Origin of the sequence: Chromobacterium subtsugae (genome assembly GCF_001676875.1) — a bacterium.
Lineage (GTDB): Bacteria > Pseudomonadota > Gammaproteobacteria > Burkholderiales > Chromobacteriaceae > Chromobacterium > Chromobacterium subtsugae.
The window spans coordinates 59,224-84,385 of the sequence record NZ_JYKA01000012.1; the positions used below are offsets into that span (position 1 = coordinate 59,224).

The 25,162-nt window shown below is 65.3% G+C and carries 24 protein-coding genes and 1 tRNA gene; 7 read left to right on the forward strand and 18 right to left on the reverse strand.

The features are described from left to right. Nucleotides 1-242 precede the first annotated feature (242 nt). The gene (locus MY55_RS14965; protein WP_065202616.1) at nt 243-1,763 is read left to right on the forward strand and encodes a phospholipase D-like domain-containing protein; all 1,521 of its coding nucleotides are present in this window, start codon (nt 243-245) and stop codon (nt 1,761-1,763) included. A 401-nt stretch (nt 1,764-2,164) separates the two neighbouring features. Beyond that, entirely contained in the window at nt 2,165-4,423 is a 2,259-nt protein-coding gene (locus tag MY55_RS14970) for an arginine/lysine/ornithine decarboxylase (protein WP_065202617.1), read from the forward strand. A 54-nt stretch (nt 4,424-4,477) separates the two neighbouring features. Here MY55_RS14970 and MY55_RS14975 read toward each other — a convergent pair whose 3' ends face one another. The 3 genes from MY55_RS14975 to MY55_RS14985 all read right to left on the reverse strand — a co-directional run bounded on the left by MY55_RS14975 (nt 4,478) and on the right by MY55_RS14985 (nt 6,793). Then, nucleotides 4,478-5,401 (reverse strand): sensor domain-containing diguanylate cyclase, encoded by a 924-nt coding sequence (locus MY55_RS14975; RefSeq protein ID WP_043579317.1) that lies wholly within the window; start codon nt 5,399-5,401, stop codon nt 4,478-4,480. A 98-nt stretch (nt 5,402-5,499) separates the two neighbouring features. After that, nucleotides 5,500-6,150: a hypothetical protein gene (locus MY55_RS14980; RefSeq protein WP_047244184.1), complete on the reverse strand. Its 651-nt coding sequence runs from the start codon at nt 6,148-6,150 to the stop codon at nt 5,500-5,502. 13 nt (nt 6,151-6,163) lie between these two features. Further along, nucleotides 6,164-6,793 (reverse strand): LysE family translocator, encoded by a 630-nt coding sequence (locus MY55_RS14985; protein ID WP_065202618.1) that lies wholly within the window; start codon nt 6,791-6,793, stop codon nt 6,164-6,166. A gap of 136 nt (nt 6,794-6,929) precedes the next feature. Between MY55_RS14985 and MY55_RS14990 the strand changes: the two genes are divergently transcribed. Next, complete coding sequence (locus MY55_RS14990; RefSeq protein ID WP_043579323.1) at nt 6,930-7,484, forward strand: GNAT family N-acetyltransferase; 555 nt, start codon at nt 6,930-6,932, stop codon at nt 7,482-7,484. A 60-nt stretch (nt 7,485-7,544) separates the two neighbouring features. Here MY55_RS14990 and MY55_RS14995 read toward each other — a convergent pair whose 3' ends face one another. Continuing rightward, nucleotides 7,545-8,336 (reverse strand): ferredoxin--NADP reductase, encoded by a 792-nt coding sequence (locus MY55_RS14995; protein ID WP_047236611.1) that lies wholly within the window; start codon nt 8,334-8,336, stop codon nt 7,545-7,547. Nucleotides 8,337-8,366: 30 nt separating this feature from the next. Beyond that, nucleotides 8,367-8,771 carry an NUDIX domain-containing protein gene (locus MY55_RS24090; RefSeq protein WP_052258311.1) on the reverse strand — a complete coding sequence of 135 codons (405 nt, stop codon included), beginning with the start codon at nt 8,769-8,771 and terminating at the stop codon, nt 8,367-8,369. Nucleotides 8,772-8,853: 82 nt separating this feature from the next. On the opposite strand from MY55_RS24090, the gene MY55_RS15005 reads away from it, so the two are divergent. Further along, the gene (locus tag MY55_RS15005) at nt 8,854-9,789 is read left to right on the forward strand and encodes an isoaspartyl peptidase/L-asparaginase family protein (protein WP_043579330.1); all 936 of its coding nucleotides are present in this window, start codon (nt 8,854-8,856) and stop codon (nt 9,787-9,789) included. On the opposite strand, the gene MY55_RS15010 is transcribed toward MY55_RS15005, so the two are convergent. Then, nucleotides 9,786-10,841, reverse strand: a complete 1,056-nt coding sequence (locus MY55_RS15010) for an NAD(P)H-dependent flavin oxidoreductase (protein ID WP_047236612.1) — start codon at nt 10,839-10,841, stop codon at nt 9,786-9,788. The two genes, MY55_RS15005 and MY55_RS15010, sit on opposite strands and share 4 nt — an antisense overlap. A 71-nt stretch (nt 10,842-10,912) precedes the next feature. Beyond that, on the reverse strand, nt 10,913-12,058 hold the full coding sequence (locus tag MY55_RS15015; RefSeq protein WP_043579333.1) for a trans-sulfuration enzyme family protein: 1,146 nt from the start codon (nt 12,056-12,058) through the stop codon (nt 10,913-10,915). A gap of 232 nt (nt 12,059-12,290) precedes the next feature. On the opposite strand from MY55_RS15015, the gene MY55_RS15020 reads away from it, so the two are divergent. After that, complete coding sequence (locus MY55_RS15020; protein WP_043579338.1) at nt 12,291-14,045, forward strand: AMP-dependent synthetase/ligase; 1,755 nt, start codon at nt 12,291-12,293, stop codon at nt 14,043-14,045. A 64-nt stretch (nt 14,046-14,109) separates the two neighbouring features. Here the strand turns inward: MY55_RS15020 and MY55_RS15025 are convergent, their stop codons facing one another. The 11 genes from MY55_RS15025 to MY55_RS15075 form a co-directional block, all read right to left on the reverse strand. Further along, nucleotides 14,110-14,772: an amino acid ABC transporter permease gene (locus MY55_RS15025; RefSeq protein WP_047258356.1), complete on the reverse strand. Its 663-nt coding sequence runs from the start codon at nt 14,770-14,772 to the stop codon at nt 14,110-14,112. 72 nt (nt 14,773-14,844) lie between these two features. Then, entirely contained in the window at nt 14,845-15,630 is a 786-nt protein-coding gene (locus MY55_RS15030; RefSeq protein WP_043579342.1) for a transporter substrate-binding domain-containing protein, read from the reverse strand. Nucleotides 15,631-15,777: 147 nt separating this feature from the next. Further along, entirely contained in the window at nt 15,778-16,614 is an 837-nt protein-coding gene (locus tag MY55_RS15035) for a GumC domain-containing protein (protein WP_146008421.1), read from the reverse strand. 251 nt (nt 16,615-16,865) lie between these two features. Further along, a complete protein-coding gene (gene ychF / locus MY55_RS15040) occupies nt 16,866-17,957 on the reverse strand; it encodes a redox-regulated ATPase YchF (protein WP_043579349.1) in 1,092 nt (363 codons plus the stop codon). Between the two features lie 70 nt (nt 17,958-18,027). Further along, entirely contained in the window at nt 18,028-18,609 is a 582-nt protein-coding gene (gene pth, locus MY55_RS15045) for an aminoacyl-tRNA hydrolase (protein ID WP_043579351.1), read from the reverse strand. Nucleotides 18,610-18,700: 91 nt separating this feature from the next. Next, nucleotides 18,701-18,988: a 50S ribosomal protein L25 gene (rplY, locus tag MY55_RS15050; RefSeq protein ID WP_043579352.1), complete on the reverse strand. Its 288-nt coding sequence runs from the start codon at nt 18,986-18,988 to the stop codon at nt 18,701-18,703. 59 nt (nt 18,989-19,047) lie between these two features. Further along, nucleotides 19,048-20,031, reverse strand: a complete 984-nt coding sequence (locus MY55_RS15055) for a ribose-phosphate pyrophosphokinase (RefSeq protein WP_043579354.1) — start codon at nt 20,029-20,031, stop codon at nt 19,048-19,050. Between the two features lie 90 nt (nt 20,032-20,121). Beyond that, nucleotides 20,122-20,196 (reverse strand) — tRNA-Gln (locus MY55_RS15060). A gap of 6 nt (nt 20,197-20,202) precedes the next feature. Then, the gene (gene ispE / locus MY55_RS15065) at nt 20,203-21,057 is read right to left on the reverse strand and encodes a 4-(cytidine 5'-diphospho)-2-C-methyl-D-erythritol kinase (RefSeq protein ID WP_043579356.1); all 855 of its coding nucleotides are present in this window, start codon (nt 21,055-21,057) and stop codon (nt 20,203-20,205) included. 42 nt (nt 21,058-21,099) lie between these two features. Then, nucleotides 21,100-21,642 carry a lipoprotein insertase outer membrane protein LolB gene (gene lolB / locus MY55_RS15070; protein ID WP_172670367.1) on the reverse strand — a complete coding sequence of 181 codons (543 nt, stop codon included), beginning with the start codon at nt 21,640-21,642 and terminating at the stop codon, nt 21,100-21,102. Continuing rightward, nucleotides 21,639-23,396, reverse strand: coding sequence for a tetratricopeptide repeat protein (locus tag MY55_RS15075; RefSeq protein ID WP_047236614.1), 1,758 nt, complete (start codon nt 23,394-23,396; stop codon nt 21,639-21,641). The genes lolB and MY55_RS15075 overlap by 4 nt, the downstream gene beginning before the upstream one ends. Nucleotides 23,397-23,485: 89 nt before the next feature. Between MY55_RS15075 and mutM the strand changes: the two genes are divergently transcribed. Together mutM and MY55_RS15085 are read left to right on the forward strand one after the other, a co-directional pair. Continuing rightward, nucleotides 23,486-24,301 carry a bifunctional DNA-formamidopyrimidine glycosylase/DNA-(apurinic or apyrimidinic site) lyase gene (gene mutM / locus MY55_RS15080; RefSeq protein WP_047258355.1) on the forward strand — a complete coding sequence of 272 codons (816 nt, stop codon included), beginning with the start codon at nt 23,486-23,488 and terminating at the stop codon, nt 24,299-24,301. A gap of 41 nt (nt 24,302-24,342) precedes the next feature. Further along, nucleotides 24,343-25,161: a lysophospholipid acyltransferase family protein gene (locus MY55_RS15085; protein ID WP_043573319.1), complete on the forward strand. Its 819-nt coding sequence runs from the start codon at nt 24,343-24,345 to the stop codon at nt 25,159-25,161. Nucleotide 25,162 lies beyond the last annotated feature (1 nt).

Here is a 25,162-nt window from a genome sequence, read left to right on the forward strand (position 1 = left end):
TAAGGGCAAGATCGCGACAGCCGCAACCGCGTTTGGCGCAGCGCAACAAGCATTCAATTTCAACCACTTAATCAACAATTGATTGATTTTAAATGTAATTTCACTACCAAAAAACAGCTGCATTCTTGATTTTTTGAGACGTGAATTTTCAAAAAAACGACAGTCAATCAGGTCTGAAAGCAGATACAAACTGGTATTTTTCGCAATATTTTGTATTTTGTCAGACAAAATTCGAAAATAAAATGAACCACGACGACGCCTCCGCATCCACGCTGCAATTCGTCCGCCAACTGGCCGAACAGGCCTTGTCCCGCTCCGCCGGCGCGCCGCTGATCGGCGGAAACCAGGTGGATTTGCTGTACGACAGCGCCGACAACTTCCCGGCCTGGGAAAACGCCATCGCCGCCAGCCAGGATTCGGTGTTCATCGAAATGTATATTTTCGCCAATGACCAATTTGGCGGAAAAATCAGAAATATCCTGATAGATAAAGCCAAGCAAGGCATCCAAATTTGCCTGCTCTACGACTGGCTGGGCAGCTGGCGCGCGCATCTGTCGAGTTTTTTCAAGCCCTTGCACGAAGCCGGCGCCGAGGTGCGCGCCTATCATCCGCCCAGCCTGGGCGGCGGACTGAGCCTCCTGGGACGCAACCACCGCAAGATGATCATCGTCGACCGCCGGCTGCTGTTCGTGTCCGGCCTGTGCATCAGCGACAGCTGGCGCGGCCGGCCGGACAAGGGGCTGGCTCCCTGGCGCGACACCGGCCTGGCGCTGCGCGGCCCTTTGCTCGCGCCGGCGCTGGCCGCCTTCGCCGACAGCTGGGCCAGCTGCGGCGCCGCGCTGGACAACCGCTGGCTGCAACCGCTGGCGGTGAAAGCCGAAGGCGGCGCGGCGGCGGCGCGGCTGATCGCCACCACGCCGTCCACCGCCAAGATGATGCGGCTGGACCTGCTGGTCGCCAGCTTCGCCCGCCGCACGCTGTGGCTGACCGACGCCTACTTCATGGCCACCAGCCTGTATCTGTCGGCGCTGAAGCAGGCGGCGCGCGACGGCGTCGACGTGCGCCTCTTGGTGCCGCGCTCCAGCGACATCCGCTGGATCGCCGCCGTTTCGCGCACCCAGTACCGACCGCTGCTGGAAGCCGGGGTGCGGGTGTTCGAATGGAACGGGCCGATGATCCACGCCAAGACCGCCGTCGCCGACGGCCGCTGGGCGCGCATCGGCTCCACCAACCTCAATCTGTCCAGCTGGCTGGTCAACCGCGAGCTGGACATCGCGCTGGAAGACGAGGGCTTGGCCGGCGAGCTGGCGGAGCGCTTCCTGCGGGATCTGGAGCAATCCACCGAAATCGTGCTGCGCCAGGAGCGCCGCCGGCCGGTGCCGCGGCCGGTGGGCAAGCCGGAAAAACGCCCCCGCGGCACGCCCAAGGAGATGGCGCTCAGCGGCGCCAGCGCCGCCGCCCGCCAGGCGATACGCATCGGCGACGCGCTGGGCGCGGTGGTGCACGGCAGCCGCATGGTGGAAAGCAGCGAGGCGCCGGCCTTCCTCAGCATAGGCTTGGCCTTGTGCCTGCTGGCGCTGGCGATAGGTTATTTCCCTTGGCTGGCGGCCGCGCCGCTCACCCTGCTGCTGGGCATAGGCGGCCTGGGGGTGGTATTCCGCGCCATCGGCCTGTACCTGGCCAAGCGGAGAAAAAAACAACAGTCCGCGCCGCGCGCCGGCACAGATCAAACGCAATCGCCGCCGCCGCCCGACTGCCAATGAAAACAGCCGCTTACCCGACCAGAGGATCGCCGCGGCGGGCAGCCGCCCCGCTTCGGCAAGCGGCTAATTGGTCACACCCCGAAGTTTTTTGCGCATCCGGCCATGCTGCATAACAACATGACAGGCAAAAGGTCTACAATGCGCGCTTCTTGGGATGTTCTCCAGGCCGGCTGACGTGAAGCGACCTACGGTCGCCATGTACGGACCGCGGCGCAAAGCGACCCGTTTTATTCGCGCCTCAAGGCCAGCCTCCAGGGCGGCGGCGAAGACCCGTTCTTCAGCCCGTGCGTACAGAATCTGCGCCCCACGCGCACCGAGTGACGCTGCAGCGATGCAGGCCGCCAGGTGACGCCACCCGGCCCCGCCGCAGTGTCCGAGTTAACAGCAACAAGGACTCAGGTATGCGTTTTCATTTCCCCATCGTGATCATCGACGAGGATTTCCGCTCGGAAAACACCAGCGGCTCCGGCATCCGCGAACTGGCCGCCGCCATGGAGGCGGAAGGCATGAGCGTGATCGGCTACACCAGCTACGGCGACCTCACCTCTTTCGCCCAGCAGCAAAGCCGCGCCGCCGGCTTCATCCTGTCGATAGACGATGAAGAATTCCAGACCGAGGACTCGGCCCAAGAGTCGCTGGGCAATCTGTACGGCTTCGTCGCCGAGATCCGCCGCCGCAACCCGGACATCCCGGTCTACCTGTACGGCGAAACCCGCACCGCGCGCCACATCCCCAACGACATCCTGCGCGAGCTGCACGGCTTCATCCACATGCACGAGGACACGCCGGAGTTCGTCGCCCGCCACATCATCCGCGAAGCCAAGAGCTACCTGGACAACCTGGCGCCGCCGTTCTTCCGCGCGCTGGTCGACTACGCGCATGACGGCTCCTACTCCTGGCACTGCCCCGGCCACTCCGGCGGCGTCGCCTTCCTGAAGAGCCCGGTCGGCCAGATGTTCCACCAGTTCTTCGGCGAAAACATGCTGCGCGCCGACGTCTGCAACGCGGTGGACGAGCTGGGCCAGCTGCTGGACCACACCGGCCCGATCGCGGCCTCCGAGCGCAACGCCGCCCGCATCTTCAACGCCGACCACCTGTTCTTCGTCACCAACGGCACCTCGACCTCGAACAAGATCGTCTGGCACAGCTGCGTCGCCGCCGGCGACATCGTGCTGGTGGACCGCAACTGCCACAAGTCCAATCTGCACGCCATCATCATGACCGGCGCCATCCCGGTGTTCCTGATGCCGACGCGCAACCACTACGGCATCATCGGCCCGATTCCGAAGTCCGAATTCCAGCCGGACACCATCAAGAAGAAGATCCTGGCCAACCCGTTCGCGCGCGAGATGCTGGAAAAGCACCCCAACCGCAAGCCGCGCATCCTGACGCTGACCCAATCCACCTACGACGGCATCCTCTACAACGTCGAGGAGATCAAGGGCCTGCTGGACGGCGAGGTGGACACCCTGCACTTCGACGAAGCCTGGCTGCCGCACGCCTGCTTCCATGACTTCTACCGCGACTTCCACGCCATCGGCGAAGGCCGTCCGCGCTGCGAAGACAGCCTGGTGTTCTCCACCCAATCCACCCACAAGCTGTTGGCCGGCATCAGCCAGGCCTCGCAAATCCTGGTGCAGGACCCGCAGAACCGCCAGCTGGACACCGCCTGGTTCAACGAGGCTTACCTGATGCACACCTCGACCAGCCCGCAATACTCGATCATCGCCAGCTGCGACGTGGCGGCCGCGATGATGGAGCAGCCGGGCGGCCAGTCGCTGGTGGAAGAGTCGCTGGTGGAGGCGATGGAATTCCGCCGCGCGATGCGCAAGGTGGACGAGGAATACGGCCGCGATTGGTGGTTCAGCGTATGGGGCCCGGACAACCTGTCCGACGACGGCATCTGCGACCAGACCGACTGGACGCTGCGCCCGAACGAGCGCTGGCACGGCTTCGCCGGCATCGAGGACGGCTTCAACATGCTGGACCCGATCAAGGCCACCGTGCTGACCCCGGGCCTGGACGTGGACGGCAGCTTCGAGGAAATGGGCATCCCGGCCGCCATCGTCACCAAGTACCTGACCGAGCACGGCGTGGTGGTGGAAAAGACTGGCCTGTACAGCTTCTTCATCATGTTCACCATCGGCATCACCAAAGGCCGCTGGAACACGCTGATCTCGCTGCTGCAGCAGTTCAAGGACGATTTCGACAAGAACCAGCCGATGTGGCGCGTGATGCCGGAGTTCATCGCCAAATACCCGCAATACGAGCGTGTCGGCTTGCAAGACCTGTGCCAGCGCATCCACGGCTTGTACGCCAAGCACGACGTGGCGCGGCTGACCACCGACATCTACCTGTCCGACATGGAGCCGGCGATGCGCCCGGCCGACGCCTTCGCCAAGATGGCGCACCGCGAGATCGAACGGGTGCCGGTGGACCAGTTGGAAGGCCGCGTCACCGCGGTGCTGCTGACTCCGTATCCGCCGGGCATCCCGCTACTGATCCCGGGCGAGCGCTTCAACAAGACCATCGTCGACTACCTGCGCTTCGCCCAGGCCTTCAACCGCGAGCTGCCGGGCTTCGAAACCGACGTCCACGGCCTGGTGGCGGTGGAAGTGCAAGACCGCAAGGTTTACTGCGTCGACTGCGTCAAGCAATAAGGCTGCGGCGAGAAACGACCAAGGCGGGAGCGATCCCGCCTTTTTTCATGCCCGCTACAGCCGCACGCGCCAGGTGTTGCGGCCGCCGGCCTTGGCCTGGTACAGCGCCTCGTCGGCCCTGGCCAGCGCCGCCATCAGGTCGTCGCCGCCGCGCAGCAGGGTCATGCCGGCCGAACAGGTATAGGTAAAGGCCGGCGCCTCGGCCAACGGCCGCGAGGCCTGCACCTCGATCAAGATCGCCTGCAGCAGCGCCTCCGCCTGCTCCAGGCCGCTGCCCGGGGCCAGCAGCAGAAACTCCTCGCCGCCGAGCCTGCCCAGGCTGTCGTGCGGCTTCAGCAGCGGCTGCAGCCGGTGCGCGAAATCGCGCAGCACCGCGTCGCCGGCCAGATGGCCCTGCACGTCGTTGATCAATTTGAAATGGTCCAGGTCCAGGATGGCAATGGCTGCCGCTTGGCAGGCGCCATGGCCAAACTGCGCCAGCATGCCTTCCAGTTGCTGCAGGATGTGGCCGCGGTTGCCCAGGCCGGTCAAAGGGTCGGTCAGCGCCGCGCGCTGCGCCAGGTCGCGCGCCTGCCTCAGCTCACGCTCGCCGACGCGCAGGTCGGTGATATCGCTGCCGACGCACAGCATCCAGCCGCCCGGCTGGGTGGTTTCGGTCATCCAGATCCAGCGGCCGTCGGCCAGGTCGGTCTCGAAGGCGCGAAACGGCAGCTTGGCGCGCCGCGATTTCGCCGAAGCGAGCCAAGCTTCGAAGTCCCGGGTCTGGATCAAGGTGCCGCGGCCGTTGCGGTAATTGCGCCGCATCAGCTCCACCCAGCAAATGCGCTCGTCCGGCGCCACATCCAGCGCGGCGCAGAAGGCCGGATTGGCGTAACGCAGGCCATCGCGTTCGTCGAACAGGGCGATCAGCAACGGGCTGTCCAGCTGCAACGACAGCAGGCGGGCGGCGATGTCTTGGTCTTCATCGGCAGGCTTCATACACTGGCATCCGGCAATACCCGGGCCGGCGCGGCGCGGCCCGCCGCCGCCCGTTGCGGACGGCGCTCATAAGCCATGGTAGCGCAAAACCGCGGCGGCTAACGGCGCGCGCCGGCGCGCAAGCGCTGGATGATGAAGTAGGTCCACGCCAGCGTCGCGGCGCCGATCAGCAGCAGCACCGCGGCTGCGACGAATGTCCCTCCCAGCAACAGCAGCAGCGCCGCCAGCGTCAATATCAGGCCAAGCAGGCCCAGCAACGCCGCAGCCAGCCATCCCAACGCCGCCGGCAGCGGCGTCTGCGCCGACTGCGACTGCTGCCCTACCCGTTTGCGCGTGTCGCGATACGCCTCAATCGTCGGCAGCCGACCCAGCAACACGGCCAGCGCGCCCGGCAACAGAGCCAGGACCAGCAGCAGCGCCTTGACGCCGTAAGCGCCATTGCCGGACAAGCCTTGCAGCAGCAAACCGCCGAACAGCCCGTACAGGAACAAACCCCAAGCCAGGGTACTCAACGGCCGCCGCGTCGCCAAGGGCAGCAGCAAGAGCAGCGCGGCGATCAGCAAGGCCGCCTCCAGCATATAGCTGGCCCAGCCATGCAGATGCACGCCAGGCCCATGTTTGCCGGGCACGTAGAAATCGCGTTGCCAGCAGCTGAAACCGGCGTAGCCAGCCGTGGCGGCGGCCAGCAATGCCCGCTTCGCCTTGTCCTGCGGCGTCAGCGCCGGCTCGCGCCGTTCGATTTCTTCCATATCGCCCCCAAGCTCAACGCTGGCCGGCCGCCAGCAAGCGCAGCGCCAACCCGCCGAACACCGTCGCCAGCAGGTATTGCGGCCAGCGCCCCGCGCCCTGGCCCGACAAGGCCCTGCCCATCCTGCTGCTGGCGACGATCACCAGCGCGTTGACGGCAAAACCCACCGCGTTCAGCACCGTGGCCAACAGCATGATCTGCAGCGCCACCGGGCCGGCCTGCGGCTGCACGAACTGCGGAAACAGCGCCAGCACGAACAGCGCCATCTTGGGATTGAGCAGATTGGTGGTCAGCCCCTGCAGCGCGATGCGCGCCAGCGGCCGGCCGGGTTCGGCGGAGCCGGCCGCGCGCAGCACGCTCTTGCTCTTCAAGGTGGTCCAGGCCAGGTACAGCAAATAGGCGGCGCCGGCGATGCGCACCGCGTCATAGGCCATCGGCACCAGCATGAACAGCTGGGCCAGGCCCAGCGCCGCCAACAGGGCGTGGCAATAGGTGCCGAGCTGAATGCCGAACAGCGTGGCGAAGCCGGCGCGCAGCCCCTGGCCGGCGCTGCGGCTGGCGATCAGCAGCATGTCGGGGCCTGGCGTGGCGGCCAACGCGAGACAGGCGAGGGAGAATAGCAGCAGGGTGGACAAGGTGGGCATGGGCGAGGCTCCGCAATCGGTCACGAAGGCATTCATCATACCGACATCGTCAGGAGTCGAACAACCGTGAGCATACGGTTTGAAACGCATCGCCATTTCCGGCATAGCTATTTGTCCTAACCAGATGGAGCCCACGATGGACTTTCCCACGCTTCGCACCGAACGCCTGACGCTGCGCGAGATCACGCAGCGCGACGCGCCCGCGCTGCTGGCCATCCACGGCGACGCCGATGCGATGCGCTGGTACGGCACCGACCCGATTTCCAGCCTGGAGCAAGCGCGCGCGATGGTGGAGACATTCGCCGGCTGGAGAAGCTTGCCCGCGCCCGGCGTGCGCTGGGGACTGGCGCGCCGGGAGGATGACGCGCTGATCGGCAGCCTCGGCCTGTTCAAATGGAACCGGGGCTGGCGCAGCTGCACGCTGGGCTACGAACTGGCGCGCGCCTGCCAAGGGCAGGGCCTAATGGGCGAGGCGCTGCGCGCCGCGCTGGCCTGGGGCTTCGAGCATATGGAGCTGAACCGGATCGAGGCTCAGGTGCACCCCGACAACCAGGCCTCGCTCACGCTGCTGGAACGGCTTGATTTCAAGGTGGAAGGCCGCGCGCGCCAGGCCGGCTTCTGGCTGGGCCGCCATCAGGACTTGATCACACACTCGCTGTTGCGAGAGGACAGCGCGCTGGCCACCGCGTAACGGCGACGAGCGATCACGATTCGCTTGGCTGGCGGCGTCCCGCCGCGGAGCGTTGCCAGCCTACCAGCCGTTTTCCAGCACGATGTGGCCCGGCGCGTTCTGCCGGGTCATCCGGTAGCCCATTTTCATCAACTGGCGGTGGGTGTCCTCCACCATCTGCGGATTGCCGCACAGCATGAAGCGGCTATGCTCCGGCGACATCTCCACCCCGGCCCGCCGCGCCAGCCGGCCGTCGGCCAGCAATTGCGGGTAGCGGGCGTCCAGCATGTCCGCCGGCGCGTCCCGGGTCACCACCGGCAGGTAGTGCAGCTTGTGGCCGTGCTCGCGCCACAGCGGGTGCTCGCGCAGTTCGGCGATTTCGCGCTGGAACGACAACTCCGCGGCATCGCGCACGCAGTGCGACAGGATGATGCGCTCGAAACGCTGCCAGGCGTCCGGCTGGCGCAATATCGACAGATAGGGCGCGATGCCGGTGCCGGTGGCCAGCAGCCACAGGTCGCGGCCGGCCGGCAGCCTGTCCTCCTGGAAGAAGCCGAGCGCCTTCTTGTCCAGCATCACCTGGCCGCCGGGCGCGAGCTTGGCCAGCAAGGGGCTGAACTGGCCGGCCTCCACCACGATGGAGTAGAACTCCAGATGCTCGTCGTACACCGCCGAACACATCGAATACGCGCGCCACACCTGGCCGCCGTTCGCCAGCGGCAGGCCGAGCCGGGCGAACTGGCCGGCCGCGAAGCGGAAGCCGGCCGGCCGCGTCAGGCGGAAGCTGATCAGCTTGTCGGTCCAGCGCCGCATGTCGAGTATGGTTTCGGTGGTGTATTTTTGTTGGATCTCGGCTTCCAGTTCGGCATTCATCTCAGGGCGACCATTAGTTGAGTGATTTACTCAACAATTATGCGCCGCCGGCTCCTGTCTGCCAAGCCAGTCCGCCAGCTGCGGATGCAGCTCGTCCGCCGCCAGCGCCGTCAAGGCCGCCAGCGGCAAGGGCAGCAGCGCCGCCACCTCCGGGCCGAGACGCCAGCGCGCCGGCAGCGGCGCGTCGAACAATTCGCAGACTTCTCCGTCCAGCTTCATCCGCCCCAAAGGCCTGAGCGGCAGGTCCGCGATGCCCAGTTCCTCCTCCAATTCGCGGGCCGCGGCCGCCGCCGGCGTCTCGCCAGCCTCGATGCCGCCTCCAGCGGCGAAATCCAGCCGCCCCGGATGGCTGTCGTCGTCCCAGGCGCGGCGCTGCCACCAGCATTGGCTATCGTCGCGCAGGAAAATCAGTACACTGGTGGCTGCAACATCCATCTTGTCTCCATGCTGTCGCGCAAAGCGTCACATCCTGCCAGGCGGATGTCATGCAGACAACCACCCGACAAGGAAGCCAGCCATGCCCATCGCCATCGCCCTGCACGGCGGCGCAGGAACCCTGCGCCGCAGCGAAATGGACGCCGCCGCCGAACAAGCTTACCGCGCCGGCCTAGCCCGCGCGCTGGAGGCCGGCCATGCGGTATTGCGCGCCGGCGGCAGCGCGCTCGACGCGGTGTGCGCCAGCGTCTGCGCGCTGGAGGACGATCCGCTGTTCAACGCCGGCCGCGGCTCGGTGTACACGCTGGACGGCAAGCAGGAAATGGAGGCTGCGGTGATGGACGGCAGCCGCCAGGATGCCGGCAGCGTCACCGGCCTTGGCTGCGTGCAAAACCCGGTGCTGCTGGCGCGCGCGGTGATGGAGCGCAGCCCCCATGTGACGCTGGGCTTCGCCGCCGCCGAAGACTTCGCCCGCCGGGAAGGTTTGGACATGCGGCCGCCGGAATACTTCCACACCGACAAGCGCTGGCAAGCGCTGCTGCTGGAGAAAGAGCGGCTGGCCAGCGGCGGCAAGGACGAGGACATTCCCGAAGACCGCAAACACGGCACGGTGGGCGCGGTGGCGCTGGATGACCAGGGCCGCCTGGCCGCCGCCACCTCCACCGGCGGCCGCACCGCCAAGTGGCCGGGCCGCATCGGCGACACGCCGGTGATAGGCGCCGGCACCTGGGCCGACGGCGACTGCGCGGTATCGGCCACCGGCCATGGCGAATACTTCGTCCGCGCCGCCGCCGGCCATGAAATCTCGGCCCGGATCCGCTATCTGGGGGAAACGCTGGAACAAGCCTGCGCCGCGGTGGTGCAAGACGACCTGCCGCGGCTGGGCGGCACCGGCGGGGTAGTGGCGGTGGACAAGAACGGCCGGGTGGCGCTGCCCTTCAATTGCGAAGGCATGTACCGCGCCGCCATCGACGGCCAGGGCCGCGCCACGCTGGCCATCTACCGCGGGGAAGGCTAGCGGTAAGCCGCCTGCCATTCGGCCAGCAGCTGGGCGACCAATTCCGCCGCCGGCAGCTCGCGCGCCAGGGCCACGCCTTCGCCGGCCCACAGCGACATCAGGTCCCGGCGCCCGGCCTGGACCGCGGCGGCGCGCAGCGGGCCGGTCAGCGCGTTGGTCACCGGATAGGCCGGCAACTGGTCCTGCGACTTGGCCATCTCTTCCATGTAGCGGTTGTCCAGCCCGCGCGCCATCCGGCCGGAAAAAGCGCGCGTCAGCCGGGTCGCCCCGCTCTGCGCCGCCGCCAGCGCCTGCTTCCACGGCGCGGAAATGCCGGACTCCGGGCAACGCAGAAAAGCCGTGCCCAGCAAGCAGGCTTGCGCGCCGTGGCGCATCGCGCCGGCGATGTCCTTGCCGTTCATGATGCCGCCGGCGGCCAGCACCGGCACCGGCAGGTTTTGCGCCAGCTCGTACACCAGCGACAACATAGGCCGCAGCGACTGCTCCTGCGGCCCGATGAAGGTGCCGCGGTGGCCGCCCGCCTCGCGCCCTTGCGCGCACACCGCGTCCGCGCCCAGCTGCGCCCAGGCCAGCCCTTCGGCCAGGTTGGTGGCGGTGCCTATCACCTGGATGCCGGCTTGCTTCAACGCCTGCATCCGCGCGGCGTCCAGAATGTCGAAAGTGAAGCTGGCGAAAGCCGGCCGCAACGCCAGCAGCGCGTCGAACTGGCGATCGAACGGCTGGCAGAAACTGGCCGGAACCGATGGCGGCGCCAACCCCAGCTCCGCATGCCACGGCGCCAGCAGCTTCAGCGCCGGCTCCAGCTCGGCCACCGCCGGCGCCGGAGGGGCCTGAACGAACAGATTGACGCCGAACGGCCGGTCGGTCAGGGCGCGGATGCGCGCCGTCTCCTCGCCGATCTGCTCCGGCGACAGCATGGCGCCGGCCAGAAAGCCCAGGCCGCCGGCGCCGGACACCGCCGCCACCAATTGCGGCGTGGTCGCGCCGCCCGCCATCGGCGCCTGTATCACCGGCAGCTTGAGCTGCGACTTCTGCCAGAATGCTGAAGACATCACGCTCTCCTTGTCGCCGGCGCCGCGCCGGCCTGTGGTGTCGGATGTGCCGCCAATCCCGCTGGCCGGGCTCAGTCGCGCAGCGCCTGTTCCAGGTCGGCCAGCAGGTCGTCTATGTCCTCGATGCCTATCGACAGGCGCAAGCCGCCCTCGACGATGCCCAGCGCGGCCTTGTTGTCGGCCGGCATGCTGCCGTGCGACATGGTATAGCTGTGGTTGATCAGCGACTCCACTCCGCCCAGCGACTCCGCCAGCACGAACAGCCGCAGCCGGCTGGCGAAACGGCTGGCGGCCTCGCGGCTGTCGTCTCGCAGGCGGATGCTGATGATGCCGCCGAAACGCTTCATCTGCGTCTTGGCCAGCTCATGGCCCGGGTGGCCGGGCAAGCCCGGATAGAACACCTGGGCGATCCGCTCCTGGCCGCACAGCCAGGCAGCCACTTTTTCCGCATTGTCGCAGTGTCTCTCCATCCGCAAGGCCAGCGTCTTGATGCCGCGCAAGGTCAGGAAGCAGTCCTGCGGCCCCGGCACCGCGCCGGCGGCGTTCTGCACGAAGCGGATATCGTGGTAGAGCTTGTCGTCGCTGACCGCCACCAGCCCCAGCAGCACGTCGGAATGGCCGGCCAGATACTTGGTGGCCGAATGCACGACGATGTCGGCGCCGAGCGACAGCGGCTGCTGCAGGTAAGGCGTGGCGAAGGTATTGTCCACCGCCACCTTGACATCATGGCGATGGGCGATGGCCGACAAGGCCGCGATGTCAACCATGCCCAGCAGCGGATTGGTCGGCGACTCCAGCCACAGCAGGCGCGTCTGCGCAGTGATGGCGGCCTCCAGTTCGGCCGGCTCGCGCAGGTCGGCGAAGGTCACCTTGACGCCAGCCGGCGCCAGCAGCCGCGTCAGCAGCCGGTAGGCGCCGCCGTAGAGGTCGGCCACCGCCACCACCTCGTCGCCCGGTTTCAGGCAGGCCCGCAACACCGCGTCTATCGCCGCCATGCCGCTGGAGAAAGCCAGGCCGTGCTTGGCGTCCTCCAGGCTGGCCAGGCAGCTCTCCAGCGCGCTGCGGGTGGGGTTGCCGCTGCGGGCGTAGACATAAGGCATGCTCTCGCCGATGTGCTCATACGCAAACGCCGATGTCTGGTACAGCGGAGGCATGACCGCCCGGTTGTGATCGGCGCTGTGGTAGCCGACATGGATGGCGCGGGTCGCGAATTTCACAAAAACTCCTCAAAATCATCAACTTGGGCAAATTGCCCGACAATCGAACGCAAACGGCCGGCAAAGCATGCATTTGCCATGACCATTTCATCACAAAGCTAAAACTTCAACGCAATTGCGAACAAATATCAGCAAATTGCTATGATCTTCGCCAAGCCTGCACGGATTTTTACTTTACACCGACGCGCTTTAGGGCTATTTTGCTGCGTTTCGCATTAAAACTAACGTTTGCATGAAGACAAAACGCGTTTTCGACATCCTGTATCACCAGTTGGCCACCCATCCCCGCCAGGATTGCCTGGCCGCCAAATCCGGCAAGGCATGGCGGCAACTGTCCACCACCGAGGTACGGGACACGGTCAACCGCGTCAGTCTGGGCTTGCTTGAGCTGGGCATCGGCCCCGGCGACAAGGTGGCCATCGCAGCCGACAACAGCATCGAATGGGTGCTGGCGGACCTGGCGCTGCAGCAAGTGGGCGCCGTCAGCGTGCCGCTGTATCCCACCATCACCCTCGATGATGCACGCTATATCCTGTCTCATGCCGAGGTCAAGCTGGCTTTTGCCGGCAGTGCTGCATTGCAACGAAAACTGCACGAGGCATTGGGCAAGCTCGCTTGCCCCATTTACGGCCTGGCCGATATCGACGGCGTGCCCTCCTGGCGCGAAATCCGCGATCTGGGCCGCATCGAGCGCATGGCCGAACTGGAAGCGCTGCGCGACGGCATCCGCGCCGACGATGTTTACACCATTATCTACACCTCCGGCACCACCGGCCGTTCCAAAGGCGTGATGCTGTCGCACCGCAATGTGGTCAGCACCGTCACCGCCACCGCCGAATTCACCGGCCTGCCGCATGGCAGCTGCCGCGCGTTGAGCTTCCTGCCGCTGTCGCACATCTTCGAGCGCGCCGGCGTCTACTACTATCTGTACAGCGGCACCGGCATCTACTTCTCCAGCGTGGAGTGCCTGTCGTCGGCGATGGCCGACGTCAAGCCGCACACCTTCAGCGCCGTGCCGCGAGTGCTGGAGAAGGTGCATGAAAAGCTGGTGGCCAAGGCCCGCGACCTGTCCGGCGCCAAGCGCCGCATCTACCTGTGGGCGGTCGCTCGCGCCGAGAATTTCAATCCCAACCGCAAGCTGTCGCCGCTGGAGGCGATCAAGCACGCGCTGGCCGACAAGCTGGTGTACAGCAAATGGCGCGCGGCGATGGGCGGCCAGCTGATCTCGATCAACGTCGGCTCCGCCGCGCTGCAGCCGCGGCTGGCGCGGATGTTCTGGGCCGCCGGCGTGGCCGTGGCCGAGGGCTACGGCATGACCGAGAGCTCGCCGGTGATTTCCGCCAATCCGTTCAACGCCCGCGGCGTGCGCATCGGCAGCGTGGGCCTGCCGCTGCCCGGCGTGGAAGTGCGCCTGGCCGACGACGGCGAAATCCTGGTGCGCGGCGACAACGTGATGGTCGGCTATTACAAGGAAGCGCAGCTGAGCGCGGAAGCGCTGCAGGACGGCTGGCTGCACACCGGCGACATCGGCGTGCTGGAAAACGGCTACCTGCGCATCACCGACCGCAAGAAGGAAATGTTCAAGACCAGCAACGGCAAATACATCGCGCCGCAAGCGCTGGAGAACAAGCTGAAGGAATCGGCCTTCATCGACCAGATCATGGTGGTGGGCGACGGCCAGAAATACGCGGCCGCGCTGATCGTGCCGCTGTACGAAAAGCTGAAGGAATGGTGCAGCGAACACGGCATCGCCTACACCACCGACAGCGAAATGCGCAGCCACCCCAAGATCGTCGATCTGATAGACCGCGAGGTGAAACGTTTCAACCGCTACTTCGGCAGTTGGGAGCACATCAAGAAATTCGCGCTGGTCGACAAGCCCTGGTGCGTGGACGCCGGCGAGCTGGCGCCGACGCTGAAGCTGCGCCGCAAAGTCATCGCCGAGCGCTGCCGCGCGCTGATCGACAATCTGTACGTGCACGCCTGAGCCTGCCGCCAGACGTAAAAAAGCCCCGCGATGCGGGGCTTTTTTCTTGCCGCGCGAACCAGGATCAGCGCCGGTGCGCCAACTCCAGCCTGTCCTCCACCCGGCGCTGGATGCGCTCGAAAGCGGCGCTCAGCAGCCAGTAGATGGCGGCGGCGGCCAGGTACAGCGGCAAGGGCTGGAAGGTCTGGGCGATCACCTCTTTGGTCGCCAGCATCAGCTCGGTGACCGTGATCACCGACACCAGCGAAGTATCCTTGATCAGCGAGATCAGGCTGTTGGACAAGCTGGGCACCGACAAGCGCAGCGCCTGCGGCGCGATGATGTGGCGCATGGTCTGCCACCACGACAGGCCCAGCGAGAACGCGGCGTCCCACTGCCCCTTGGCGACGCCGGCGATGCCGCCGCGCAGGCTTTCCGACAGGTAGGCGGCGACGTTCAGCGTCAGCGCCAGCACCCCCGCCGGCACCGGCTCCAGTTCCAGCCCCACGCCCGGCAGGCCGTAGTAGATGACGAAAATCTGCACCAACAGCGGCGTGCCGCGCATCGCGCTGACGTAGAACGCGGCCAGCTGCGACAGCAGCGGCAGTTTCGCCACCCGCACCATCGCCACCGCAAAGCCCAAGGCCAGCCCCAGCACCATCGCCACCAAGGCGAAGGCCAGCGTGTAGCCCGCGCCCTTCAGCAGCACCGGCAACGCCGACTCGAACAGCGTCATCCAATCGCTCATGCCATCCCTTCCCTGAAAATACTACGCCCCCGCTGCGGCAGGGGCGTCTTCCCATCCTGATTCCAATACAGATTACTTCTTGGCCGCCGCCGGCGCCTTCGACACGTCGATGCCGAACCACTTGACCGAAATCTTCTTGAAGGTGCCGTCGGCCTTCATGCCGGACAGCGCTTGGTCGATGGCCGCCTTGAACTGCGGATTGCCCTTGGCGAACGGAATCGCCATCGTCGCCACTTCGCCGACCGGCGCGCCCGCCTTCAACGGCAGCTTGGCCTGTTTGATGGCGAACGGGATCAGCAGGCTGTCGTTCAGCGCCGCGTCCAGGCGGCCGGTGGCCAGGTCCTGCAGGTATTCCGGCGCGCCCGGGTAGGTTTTCACTTCCACGCCGGCCGCGGCCTTGGCCATGTCGGCGTAGTTGCTGCCCTGGCCGACACCCAGCTTCTTGCCCTTCAGGTCGGCCAGGCCCTTGAAGGCGCGGCTTTCATTCTTGCGCACGATCAGCTGCGCGCTGGAATAGGTGTAAGGCTGGCTGAAGTCGAACACCGCCTTGCGCTGCTCGGTCACGCCCACCTGGTTGACCACGATATCGAACTTGCCGCTTTGCAGGCCGGCCAAGAGGCCGCTCCACTCCGCGGTGGTGAACTCCGGCTTCACCTTCATCCGGCGCGCGATCTCGCTGGCGATCTCGACATCGAAGCCGGTCAGCTGTTGCTTGGCGTCCTTGAAGTTGAACGGCGGGTAGGTTCCCTCCAGCGCGATCTTCAGCGTGCCGCGCTGCTTCACCGCATCCAGCAGATCCGCCGCCAGCGCCTGGCAGCTCAGCCCCGCCAGCAGCAATACCGTCATCAGCTTGCGCATATCAATATAACCCAAAAGAATTTAGAATTGAAAAAATATTGGATGCAAGAATATCAGTAATTCGTGATATCAGACAAGCCTAAATGCGCGACGGTCCGCGCGGCGCCAACCGCGCGGACCGTCGCGACGACACGTCCCCAAACCAGCCTACGCGCCGGCTCTTCTGCTGAAACTCCTGCCGCGGTGCTGCAGCGCGATGACGGCCAATGCGACAAGCAGCAAACCGGCCATGCCGGACAACAGGACAATGATGATCCGTTTCGGCGCCGACTTTTCCAGCGGCGGCGCCGCGGGCAACACCACCTGCACATCCTGCGACGCCACCACCCGGGCAACCTGAAGCTGCTGCTGCAGCTCGCGGATCAGCGCCCGATTGAAGTAAAGATTGCGCAGGGCCAGCATCTGCCCGCTCGGCAACTGCCGTATCACGCGGTTGCTTCCCTCCAGCTCCTTGCGCATTTGCAGGATCGCGCTGCCCAGATTGCTGGACTGGCCGCCCTCGAGCTGCCCTTCCAGTCCTGCGAACCCGCTGATGATGCCGACTGTGGCCATGTCCAGCGACGCTTCGCCGCCCGGCACCCTGGCCGCCACTTCCGCTTCGGCCTGCTTCAGTTGCGCCCGCGCCGCAGCCAGCTTCTCCTGCAGCACATACTGCTTCCGGCCTTGCTCGGTAATATGCGCGTCCAGTATCTGCTGCCTGCTGATCTCCGCCAGGCCGTTGGCCAATTGCGCCGCCAATTCCGGGCTGGCATCGGTCACCGAGACCTCGAGCAGCCCTTCCTTGGTCGGGGAGAGCTTCAGCCGGCTGTTCACCAACTCCAGCTTGGCTTCCCGCGGCGAAGCCGACTGATAATGATCGACCAAAGCAAACTTATCCACCATCCGCTGCAGCACGCCATCGCTCTGCAACACGCTGGCGCCCCCTTGGGCGCCGATCGGCGCGGCGATCGTCAGCAAGGTTCTGGCGGTATACAGATTGGGCATTGCCAGACTCGCGGCCAAGCCCGACAACGCGGACAAACAAAAACCGGCCAGCAAAACTCGCCAATTGCGCGAACCGAACTGGCCGATTTTCAACAAGGCAATTTCGTTTTCTTCACGTTCCACCAGATGATCACCCGCAACGATTCAAACATGTAGTCAAACAAAAGAATGAACGGCGATGGACAGCTGTCGCCCACGGCAGAGCATATAACAAAAGTGGCGGCTCATCGCCACCACTTTTATCTGCCGCTTTAGACGTTGAACAGGAAGTTCATCACGTCGCCATCCTGAACGACGTAGTCCTTGCCCTCGGCCCGCATCTTGCCGGCCTCCTTGGCCTTGGCTTCGCCGCCCAGCGCGATGAAGTCGGCGTAGGCGATGGTTTGCGCGCGAATGAAGCCGCGTTCGAAGTCGGTGTGGATCACGCCGGCCGCCTGCGGCGCGGTATCGCCCACATGGATGGTCCAGGCGCGGACTTCCTTCACCCCGGCGGTGAAGTAGGTCTGCAGGCCCAGCAGCTTGTAGCCGGCGCGGATCAGGCGGTCCAAACCCGGCTCTTCCAGGCCCAGCGTCTCCAGGAATTCGGCTTTGTCGGCGTCGTCCAGCTCGGCGATTTCGGACTCGATGGCCGCGCACAGCGCCACCACCGGCGCGCCTTCGCTGTCGGCCAGCGCTTGCACCCGCTCCAGCAGCGGATTGCCGCTGAAGCCGTCTTCGGCCACATTGGCGACATACATCGCCGGCTTGATGGTGAGCAGGCACAGCGGCTTGATCAGCGTCTTTTCCTCATCGGACAGATCCAGCGAGCGCGCCGGCTTGCCCTGGTCCAGATGCGGCGCCAGCTTTTCCAGCACCTCGATCAGCGCGCGCGCGTCCTTGTCGCCGGACTTGGCCTTCTTGCCTTCGCGCTGCATCGCCTTTTCCACCGCGGACAGGTCGGCCAGCGCCAGCTCGGTCAGGATGGTTTCAATATCGGCGATCGGATCGACCTTGCCGGCGACGTGGACGATATTGTCGTCCTCGAAGCAGCGCACCACGTTGACAATGGCGTCAGTCTCGCGAATGTTGGCCAGGAACTGGTTGCCCAGGCCCTCGCCCTTGGAGGCGCCCGCCACCAGGCCGGCGATATCGACGAATTCGACGATGGCCGGCTGGATCTTCTGCGGATTGATGATCTTGGCCAGTTCAGCCAGGCGCTGGTCCGGCACTTCCACGATGCCGACATTGGGCTCGATGGTGCAGAACGGGTAGTTGGCGGCTTCGATGCCGGCCTTGGTCAGCGCATTGAACAGGGTGGACTTGCCGACATTGGGCAAACCGACGATACCGCATTTCAGACTCATGTCCGCTTCCTTGAATTTCTAAACAGTCAATCCATTATGGCGGCGGCCGCGCGGGCCGCCCGCCCTGATTTCACTTGGCCTCGGTATGCAGGGCCTTCATCGCCTCGGCCATTTTGCCGGCGATCGCGCGCGGCAATTCGCGCAACGATGCCAGGATGGCCTCGTCCAGCGCCTGCTGCTCTTCGCCGCGCGGCTTCTTCAGCACGAAGTTGGCCACTTCGTTGCGGTCGCCGGGATGGCCGATGCCCAGGCGCAGGCGCCAGAATGCCGGCGAGCTCAGACGAGCGGCGATGTCCTTCAGGCCGTTATGGCCGCCATGGCCGCCGCCCTGCTTGAAGCGGGCGGTGCCGGGCTGCAGGTCCAGTTCGTCGTGCACCACCAGGATCTGGTCCGGCAGGATCTTGTAAAACTGCGCCAGCGCCAGCACGGCCTGGCCCGACAGATTCATATAGGTCATCGGCTTCAGCAGCCAGACGTCCTGGCCGTTGATGTCCACCCTGGCGACGTCGCCATGGAATTTGCCTTCGCTGCGCCAGTTGCCCTTGAACTGCCAGCATAATTCGTCCACCAGCCAGAAACCGGCGTTGTGGCGCGTTTTTTCGTATTCGGGGCCCGGGTTGCCCAGGCCGACAATCAGGCGAATGCCGGACATATCGTCATTCCAAATTAAAAAGCCCGCTGCCCGCCACTTGGGCGCACAACGGGCTCTTCACCGTTACCGCCAGGCGGCACGGCAGCAGGGATCACACACGAGTGAAGTCGATGTGCATGACTTGCTGTTTGTACGGGTGCATCTGGAATGCAGCCACTTTGACTTGCTCTTTCTGACCGTCGATGACCAGATCCAGCACGGAGGCGTGGAAGGCTTCGTTCTTCAGAGCGTAGTACATGGTGTTGTGATCCAGCACCAGGGAAACGGCTTCTTTGCCGGCGCCGTAAACCACGGCCGGCACTTGGCCAGCGTGACGCAGGCGGCGGCTCGCACCCGTACCCAGATCAACACGCTTGCTAGCAATCAGTTCAAAAGACATTGTAAAACTCCAGTTTCAGTTAGAAGCACCCGGCCCGCCGCGACCAGCAGGCCAGATGTTTACGGCAGGCAGGCGCCCGTCGCAACCAGTTCCTCATTGAAGAGGTAGGACACCGATTCTTCGTTGTTGATCCTGCGCAGCGTCTCCGCCAGCAGGCCGGCGATCGAAGCCACCCGGATGTTCGGGCAGGCCTTGGCCGCGGCGGTCAACGGGATGGTGTCGGTCACCACCACCATATCGATGTCGGAATTCTTGATGCGGTCCACCGCTTGACCGGAGAAGATCGGGTGGGTCGCATAGGCCAGCACGCGTTGGGCGCCGCGCTCTTTCAGCGCGGAAGCCGCCTTGCACAGCGTGTTGGCGGTGTCGATCATGTCGTCGACGATCAGGCAGGTGCGGCCGGACACGTCGCCGATGATGTTCATCACCTCGGCCACATTGGCCTTGGGGCGACGCTTGTCGATGATCGCCAGATCAGTGTTCAGCGCCTTGGCCACCGCGCGGGCGCGCACCACGCCGCCGACGTCGGGGCTCACCACGATCAGATCGTCGAAGCGCTGGGCGCGGATGTCCTTCAACAGTACCGGCGTCGCGTAGACGTTGTCCACCGGGATGTCGAAAAAGCCCTGGATCTGGTCGGCGTGCAGATCGACGGTCAGCACGCGGTCGATGCCGGCGCTGGTCAGCATATTGGCCACCAGCTTGGCGGAAATCGGCACCCGTGCGGAACGCGGACGACGGTCCTGGCGGGCATAGCCGAAATAGGGAATCGCTGCGGTGATACGACCGGCGGAAGCGCGCTTGAGCGCGTCGGCCATGGTCAGGATTTCCATCAGGTTGTCATTGGTCGGCGCACAGGTGGACTGCAGGATGAAAACGTCGCGGCCGCGCACGTTTTCCAGCAACTCAACCGCCACTTCGCCATCGCTGAACTTGCCGACGTCGGCGCGCCCCAACGAGATATCCAAATGTTTGACTACGTTTTGAGCAAGTTCCGGATTAGCCGTACCGGTAAATACCATCAAACTGTCGTATGCCGCCATGATTCGCTTTGCCTTAGCTGGATAAAGAAAAAGCGTGTAAGGGACTCTTACACGCTTTTTTCATGCTCTCTCTTCATAAGGAGAAAGTCCTGGCTGGGGAGGTAGGGATCGAACCTACGAATGCCGGAATCAAAATCCGGTGCCTTACCACTTGGCGACTCCCCAGTAACCTTATTCAGCGCTGTCGAACAGGGGGTGGACATCGAGTCCTTGCGCTACAAATCCCTGATACTTTTCCGACAACACCCGGTAAACTTTATCGGCTTCGTCTTTCGACTTGAATTCCATGAACACGCAGGCTCCGGAACCAGTCATCAGCGGCGAACCATATTTTCTCAGCTCGCTCAGTACTTCATTCACCGCTGGAAACATGCCTGAAACAACGTTTTGCAGATCGTTTCGTCGCTGCTGCGTTGTTTCGAGGATTCGCATTATGCCGTCGACCCCTACCTCTGTCAACATGCTCTGCGAAAAATTGCGGAATATCGCCGCGGTCGGCACATGAACCTGTGGGTGAATTACCAAATACCAGGCCGGCTGCAAGGCGATCGGCGCCAAAACCTCGCCGACGCCGGTGGCCAGCGCGCTGCGGCCGAAGATGAAAACCGGCACGTCGGCGCCAAGCTGCAGGCTCAGCGCCTGCAGCCGCTCGCGCGGCCAACCCAGCCCCCACAACCGGTTCAGCGCGATCAGCACCGTAGCGGCGTCGGAACTGCCGCCGCCCAAGCCGCCACCCATCGGAATGCGCTTGTCCAGGCGGATGCTGGCGCCCAGCGCGCAGCCGCTCTCGCGCTGCAGCAGCCGCGCGGCGCGGACGGTCAGATCCTGCTCAGCCGGCACGCCGTCGGTGGGCGTCAGCAATTCGATCATGCCGTCGCCGCGCGCGGCGATCTCCAGCGTATCGCCGAAATCGATGAAACGGAACACCGTCTCCAGCAGGTGGTAGCCATCGGCGCGCTTGCCGACCACGTGCAGCAGCAGATTGAGTTTGGCCGGCGCCGGGAACGATTGAAACTGGAACGACATGATCTGAATGATTACCTTTGCAATGCGGAATCGCGCGGCCGGCTAGCGCCAGCTTTGCACCACGACCTTCACTGTCAGCCCTTCGCGCTGCATTTCCACCCGCTTGGGATGGTCGGCCTCGACATCGGCGTCGCGGATGAAGCGGATATGCCAACCCTGCTGCTGTAGATTGCCGTCGGCATCGACGCTGCTGTCGACCCCGGGAGCCGGCAGGCCGCGTATCCACCACACCAGGTTGGACAGCGGCAGCGGCCAGCCCATCACCTGTTGGGTCAGGCTTTCCACGTCGTCGGCCTGCCAGCTCTTGCCATCGGCCAGCAGCGTGACGCCGCCCGGCTCCCGCAGCACCTTGGCCACGGTGTTGCCTAGCGGGGAATTGATCGCCACTTCGTCGCGCGGCGGTTCATGCCGCCAATCGAAGTTGGCGACATGCCCCTTGCCGTCCAGATTGGCCGACAGCCTGCCGCTGACATTGAAAGGCTGATCCGCCGCCGCGGCAGGCGACTGCGGCGGCCGAAACAGCGCCTCGTTGGCGCAGCCGGCCAGCAGCAGCGCCAGCAGCAAGGCCAGGCACCTCGCCATCATAGCTTGACGCCCAGGCGCTGCACGGTCTCGGTCAGCACTTCATGGCCGGGATGCGCCGCCAGCTCCTTGTTCCATAGCGCGCGCGCCTCATCCTGGCGGCCCAGCCGCCACAGCACCTCGCCCAGGTGGGCGGCCACTTCCGGGTCCGGCATCGCCTGGTAGGCCTTGTCCAGATTCTTGCGGGCGGCTTCCAGCCGGCCCAGCTTGAATTGCACCCAGCCCATGCTGTCCAGGATCACCGGATTGTCCGGCTCCGCCTTCAGCGCCTTTTCGATATAGCCGTAAGCTTCCTTGTAGCGGGTGGTGCGGTTGGCCAGCGTGTAGCCCAGCGCATTGAGCGCCTGGGTGTCGTTCGGCTTGTCCTTCAGCACCAAGCGCAGATCGCGCTCGGCGTTGCCGGCATTGCCCAGCAGGTCGGACACCAGCGAGCGCTCGTACAGCAGCTCGCCCGACTTGGGATGGCTCTGCAGGGCCTTGGTCAGCAGCTCGTAAGCCTTGCGCGGCTGCTTGGCGTCGCGCGCCAGCTGCGACTGCAGCAGCGCCAACGACACCCGCTCCTGCTCGGTGCCGCCCAGCTGGCCCAGCCGGCTCAAGGCCTGGTCCAGCTGTCCTTCGCCCGCTTCCAGCAGCGCCAGCCGCGACTGCGCCGGCAGGTATTGCTGGCCCTGCCCGACCTGGCGGTACCAGCCCTCCGCGCGCGCCGCGTCGTGATCGTCTTCGGCGATCTGGCCCAGCGTGTAGCGGACAAAATCCTGGTCCGGGTATTGCTGCGCCAGCGCGCGCTGCAGCCGCTGATCCGCCACCTTCAGGTCGCGCATCTGGTAGGCCAGTAGGCCGGTCGCATACAGCAGGTCCGGATTGTCGGGATGGGTTTTCAGCAGCGCCTCGAAAGCCACCCGCGCCTCGACGAAGCGCTTGGCGCCGACCAGCAGGCGCGGATAGGCCGCCTGCAGCTCCAGGCCGGCGTCCGGGCGGCGCGCCAATTCGCGCCGCAGGAAGTCGGCCGCGCCCGGGATGTCCTGGCGGCGCAGCCGATCCACCTGCCAGGCCACCGGCAGATCCCATTTCGGCGCGATCTGCGCCAGGCGGTCGAACTCGCGGTCCACCGCCTTTTGATCGTTATTATCCGCCGCCGCGGCCAGCACCGCGAAGCGCGCCTCGGGCAGGTCGGGATAGCGGCTGGCCAGGTCGGCCACCAGCTTGTAGGACTCGGCCGAACCGCCGTCCTGGCGGGCGCTCAGCCTGGCCAGCTGCACGAAGATGGCCGGCGCGCGCGCCGGTTCCCTTTGCAGCAGGTCCTCGATCAGCGGCTTGCTTTCGGCCAGCTTGCCGCCGCGCATCAGCGTAATGAACAGCTGCTCGCGCGCCGGCAGCGAATCCGGATCCAGCTGGATCCACAGCGACAAGGCCTCCGCGGCTTCCTTCAACTGGCCGGACAGCAGGCAGAATTCGGCGGCGCGCTGCGCCATCCGCGGATCGCGGGTCTGGCGCGCCAGGTCAAGGTAGGTCAGGCCGGCGGAGCCGGCGCCGCCGCGGCGGGCGGCGACCTCGCCGGCCAGCACGCCGTAAAGGATCTCGGGCGTCAGTTCCTGCTTGGGCAGCTTGGCCTCGTCGGCCTTGGCGGAGGCATCGCCGTCGGCGTTGTCCTGCGCGGCGGCGACAGGCTGGGGCAGCGGCGGCTTGACGCTGGCGCAAGCCGGCAGCAGCAGCGCCAGCAGCAACGGGAGAGTTCGTTTCAGCGGTTTCATTCGCATGGAGTAAGTTGCCTGCTCAAAGCCTGTTGAACGCGTAGAATAGCATGTCCGGTTTTCATCTTTACACCATTTGCGAGCCACGCTTCCCGATGCCAGAACTGCCAGAAGTCGAAACCACCCGCCGCGGCGTGCAATCCCATCTTGAGGGCCGCGCCCTGCGCGGCGCCATAGTGCGCAACGGCAGCCTGCGCTGGCCGGTGCCGCCGGACCTGTCCGCGCGCCTCGCCGGAGAAACCGTGCGGGCGGTCAGCCGCCGCGCCAAATACCTGCTGCTGGAGTGCGACAGCGGCACCTTGCTGATCCACCTGGGCATGTCCGGCAGTCTGCGCATCCTGGCGGCGGACACCCCGGCGCAAAAACATGACCACATCGACCTGCTGTTGGACGGGCAGCTGCTGCGCTACCGCGACCCGCGCCGCTTCGGCGCGGTGCTGTGGCACATCGGCCCGATAGAAACGCATCCGCTGCTGCAAGCGCTGGGGCCGGAGCCGCTGTCCGCCGATTTCGACGGCGCCACCCTCCACCAGGCCATCGGCAAGCGCGGCAGCCCGATCAAGCTGGCGCTGATGGACAACCATGTGGTGGTGGGCGTCGGCAATATCTACGCCAACGAATCGCTGTTCTACGCCGGCATCGCCCCAACCCGCCCGGCCTCCAGCCTCAGCCGCGAAGAATGCGAGCGGCTGGCGGCCGAAATCAAGGCGGTGCTGGCCCGCGCCATCGAGGCTGGCGGCAGCACGCTGCGCGACTTCGTCGACAGCGAAGGCAAGCCCGGCTACTTCCAGCAAAGCTATATGGTGTACAACCGCCAGGAGGAGCCCTGCCGCCAGTGCGGCACGCCGATCCGGCAAATTCGCCAGGGACAGCGCAGCACTTACTATTGCCCACTGTGCCAGCCATGTTAGAGTGGCGGGCTGTCATCTCTCAGACATGAAATCTTAAAATCTTGAAGTCACCCGCCACAACCTCGTTTCCAACCCGCTGCGGCCGCGTATTGCGCCTGCTGAGCCACTTGGCCGTCGGCGTGCTCATCGTCGCCACCCGCTACTCCCGCCTGGCCCAGGCCGAGCGCGCGGTGGTCACCCGCCGCTGGGCGCAGCAGGCGTTGAAGATCCTGGGCGTCAGCATCAAGGTGCAGGGCGTCAATCCGGGCTTTTATCCGCCCAACACCCTGCTGGTGGCCAATCACGTGTCCTGGCTGGACATCGCGGCGCTCAACAGCTGCACGGTGTCGCGCTTCGTCGCCAAGCGCGAGATCCGCAGCTGGCCGCTGATAGGCTGGCTGGCCTATGTCGCCGGCACCCTGTTCATCGATCGCAGCAACCGCCGCGACGCCAGTCGCGTCAACCAGATCCTGGCCGACGCGATGAGCAACGGCGGCTGCATGGCGGTGTTCCCGGAGTCCACCACCTCGGACGGCAGCAGCCTGCTGCCGTTCAAGGCCTCGCTGTTCGAAGCCGCGCTGCTGTCCGGCGGCACGGTGCAGCCGGTGTCGCTGCGCTACCAGCGGCCAGACGGCAGCCTGCTGCTGGAGGCGGCCTATATCGGCCAGATTTCGCTGTTCCAGAGCATAGGCAAGGTGCTGAGCGTGCCGCAGATCGAAGTGGAGATTTGCTACGGCCAGGCGCTGCGCGCCGGCGACGCCGGCCTCGACAACCGCTTCCTGCTGGCCGAACAGGCCCGGCGCGAAGTGGCCCGCGGCCTGCGCATCAGCCTGGAAGACGCGCCGCAGGCCGCCGCGCCGGCGGAAACCAGCCGGGCCTGAG

Coding starts and splice junctions, on each gene's coding strand:
- MY55_RS14965 (WP_065202616.1), top strand. CDS start 243: ATGAACCACGACGACGCCTCCGCATCCACGCTGCAATTCGTCCGCCAA.
- MY55_RS14970 (WP_065202617.1), top strand. CDS start 2,165: ATGCGTTTTCATTTCCCCATCGTGATCATCGACGAGGATTTCCGCTCG.
- MY55_RS14975 (WP_043579317.1), bottom strand. CDS start 5,401: ATGAAGCCTGCCGATGAAGACCAAGACATCGCCGCCCGCCTGCTGTCG.
- MY55_RS14980 (WP_047244184.1), bottom strand. CDS start 6,150: ATGGAAGAAATCGAACGGCGCGAGCCGGCGCTGACGCCGCAGGACAAG.
- MY55_RS14985 (WP_065202618.1), bottom strand. CDS start 6,793: ATGCCCACCTTGTCCACCCTGCTGCTATTCTCCCTCGCCTGTCTCGCG.
- MY55_RS14990 (WP_043579323.1), top strand. CDS start 6,930: ATGGACTTTCCCACGCTTCGCACCGAACGCCTGACGCTGCGCGAGATC.
- MY55_RS14995 (WP_047236611.1), bottom strand. CDS start 8,336: ATGAATGCCGAACTGGAAGCCGAGATCCAACAAAAATACACCACCGAA.
- MY55_RS24090 (WP_052258311.1), bottom strand. CDS start 8,771: ATGGATGTTGCAGCCACCAGTGTACTGATTTTCCTGCGCGACGATAGC.
- MY55_RS15005 (WP_043579330.1), top strand. CDS start 8,854: ATGCCCATCGCCATCGCCCTGCACGGCGGCGCAGGAACCCTGCGCCGC.
- MY55_RS15010 (WP_047236612.1), bottom strand. CDS start 10,841: ATGTCTTCAGCATTCTGGCAGAAGTCGCAGCTCAAGCTGCCGGTGATA.
- MY55_RS15020 (WP_043579338.1), top strand. CDS start 12,291: ATGAAGACAAAACGCGTTTTCGACATCCTGTATCACCAGTTGGCCACC.
- MY55_RS15025 (WP_047258356.1), bottom strand. CDS start 14,772: ATGAGCGATTGGATGACGCTGTTCGAGTCGGCGTTGCCGGTGCTGCTG.
- MY55_RS15030 (WP_043579342.1), bottom strand. CDS start 15,630: ATGCGCAAGCTGATGACGGTATTGCTGCTGGCGGGGCTGAGCTGCCAG.
- MY55_RS15035 (WP_146008421.1), bottom strand. CDS start 16,614: ATGCCCAATCTGTATACCGCCAGAACCTTGCTGACGATCGCCGCGCCG.
- ychF (WP_043579349.1), bottom strand. CDS start 17,957: ATGAGTCTGAAATGCGGTATCGTCGGTTTGCCCAATGTCGGCAAGTCC.
- pth (WP_043579351.1), bottom strand. CDS start 18,609: ATGTCCGGCATTCGCCTGATTGTCGGCCTGGGCAACCCGGGCCCCGAA.
- rplY (WP_043579352.1), bottom strand. CDS start 18,988: ATGTCTTTTGAACTGATTGCTAGCAAGCGTGTTGATCTGGGTACGGGT.
- MY55_RS15055 (WP_043579354.1), bottom strand. CDS start 20,031: ATGGCGGCATACGACAGTTTGATGGTATTTACCGGTACGGCTAATCCG.
- ispE (WP_043579356.1), bottom strand. CDS start 21,057: ATGTCGTTCCAGTTTCAATCGTTCCCGGCGCCGGCCAAACTCAATCTG.
- lolB (WP_172670367.1), bottom strand. CDS start 21,642: ATGATGGCGAGGTGCCTGGCCTTGCTGCTGGCGCTGCTGCTGGCCGGC.
- MY55_RS15075 (WP_047236614.1), bottom strand. CDS start 23,396: ATGCGAATGAAACCGCTGAAACGAACTCTCCCGTTGCTGCTGGCGCTG.
- mutM (WP_047258355.1), top strand. CDS start 23,486: ATGCCAGAACTGCCAGAAGTCGAAACCACCCGCCGCGGCGTGCAATCC.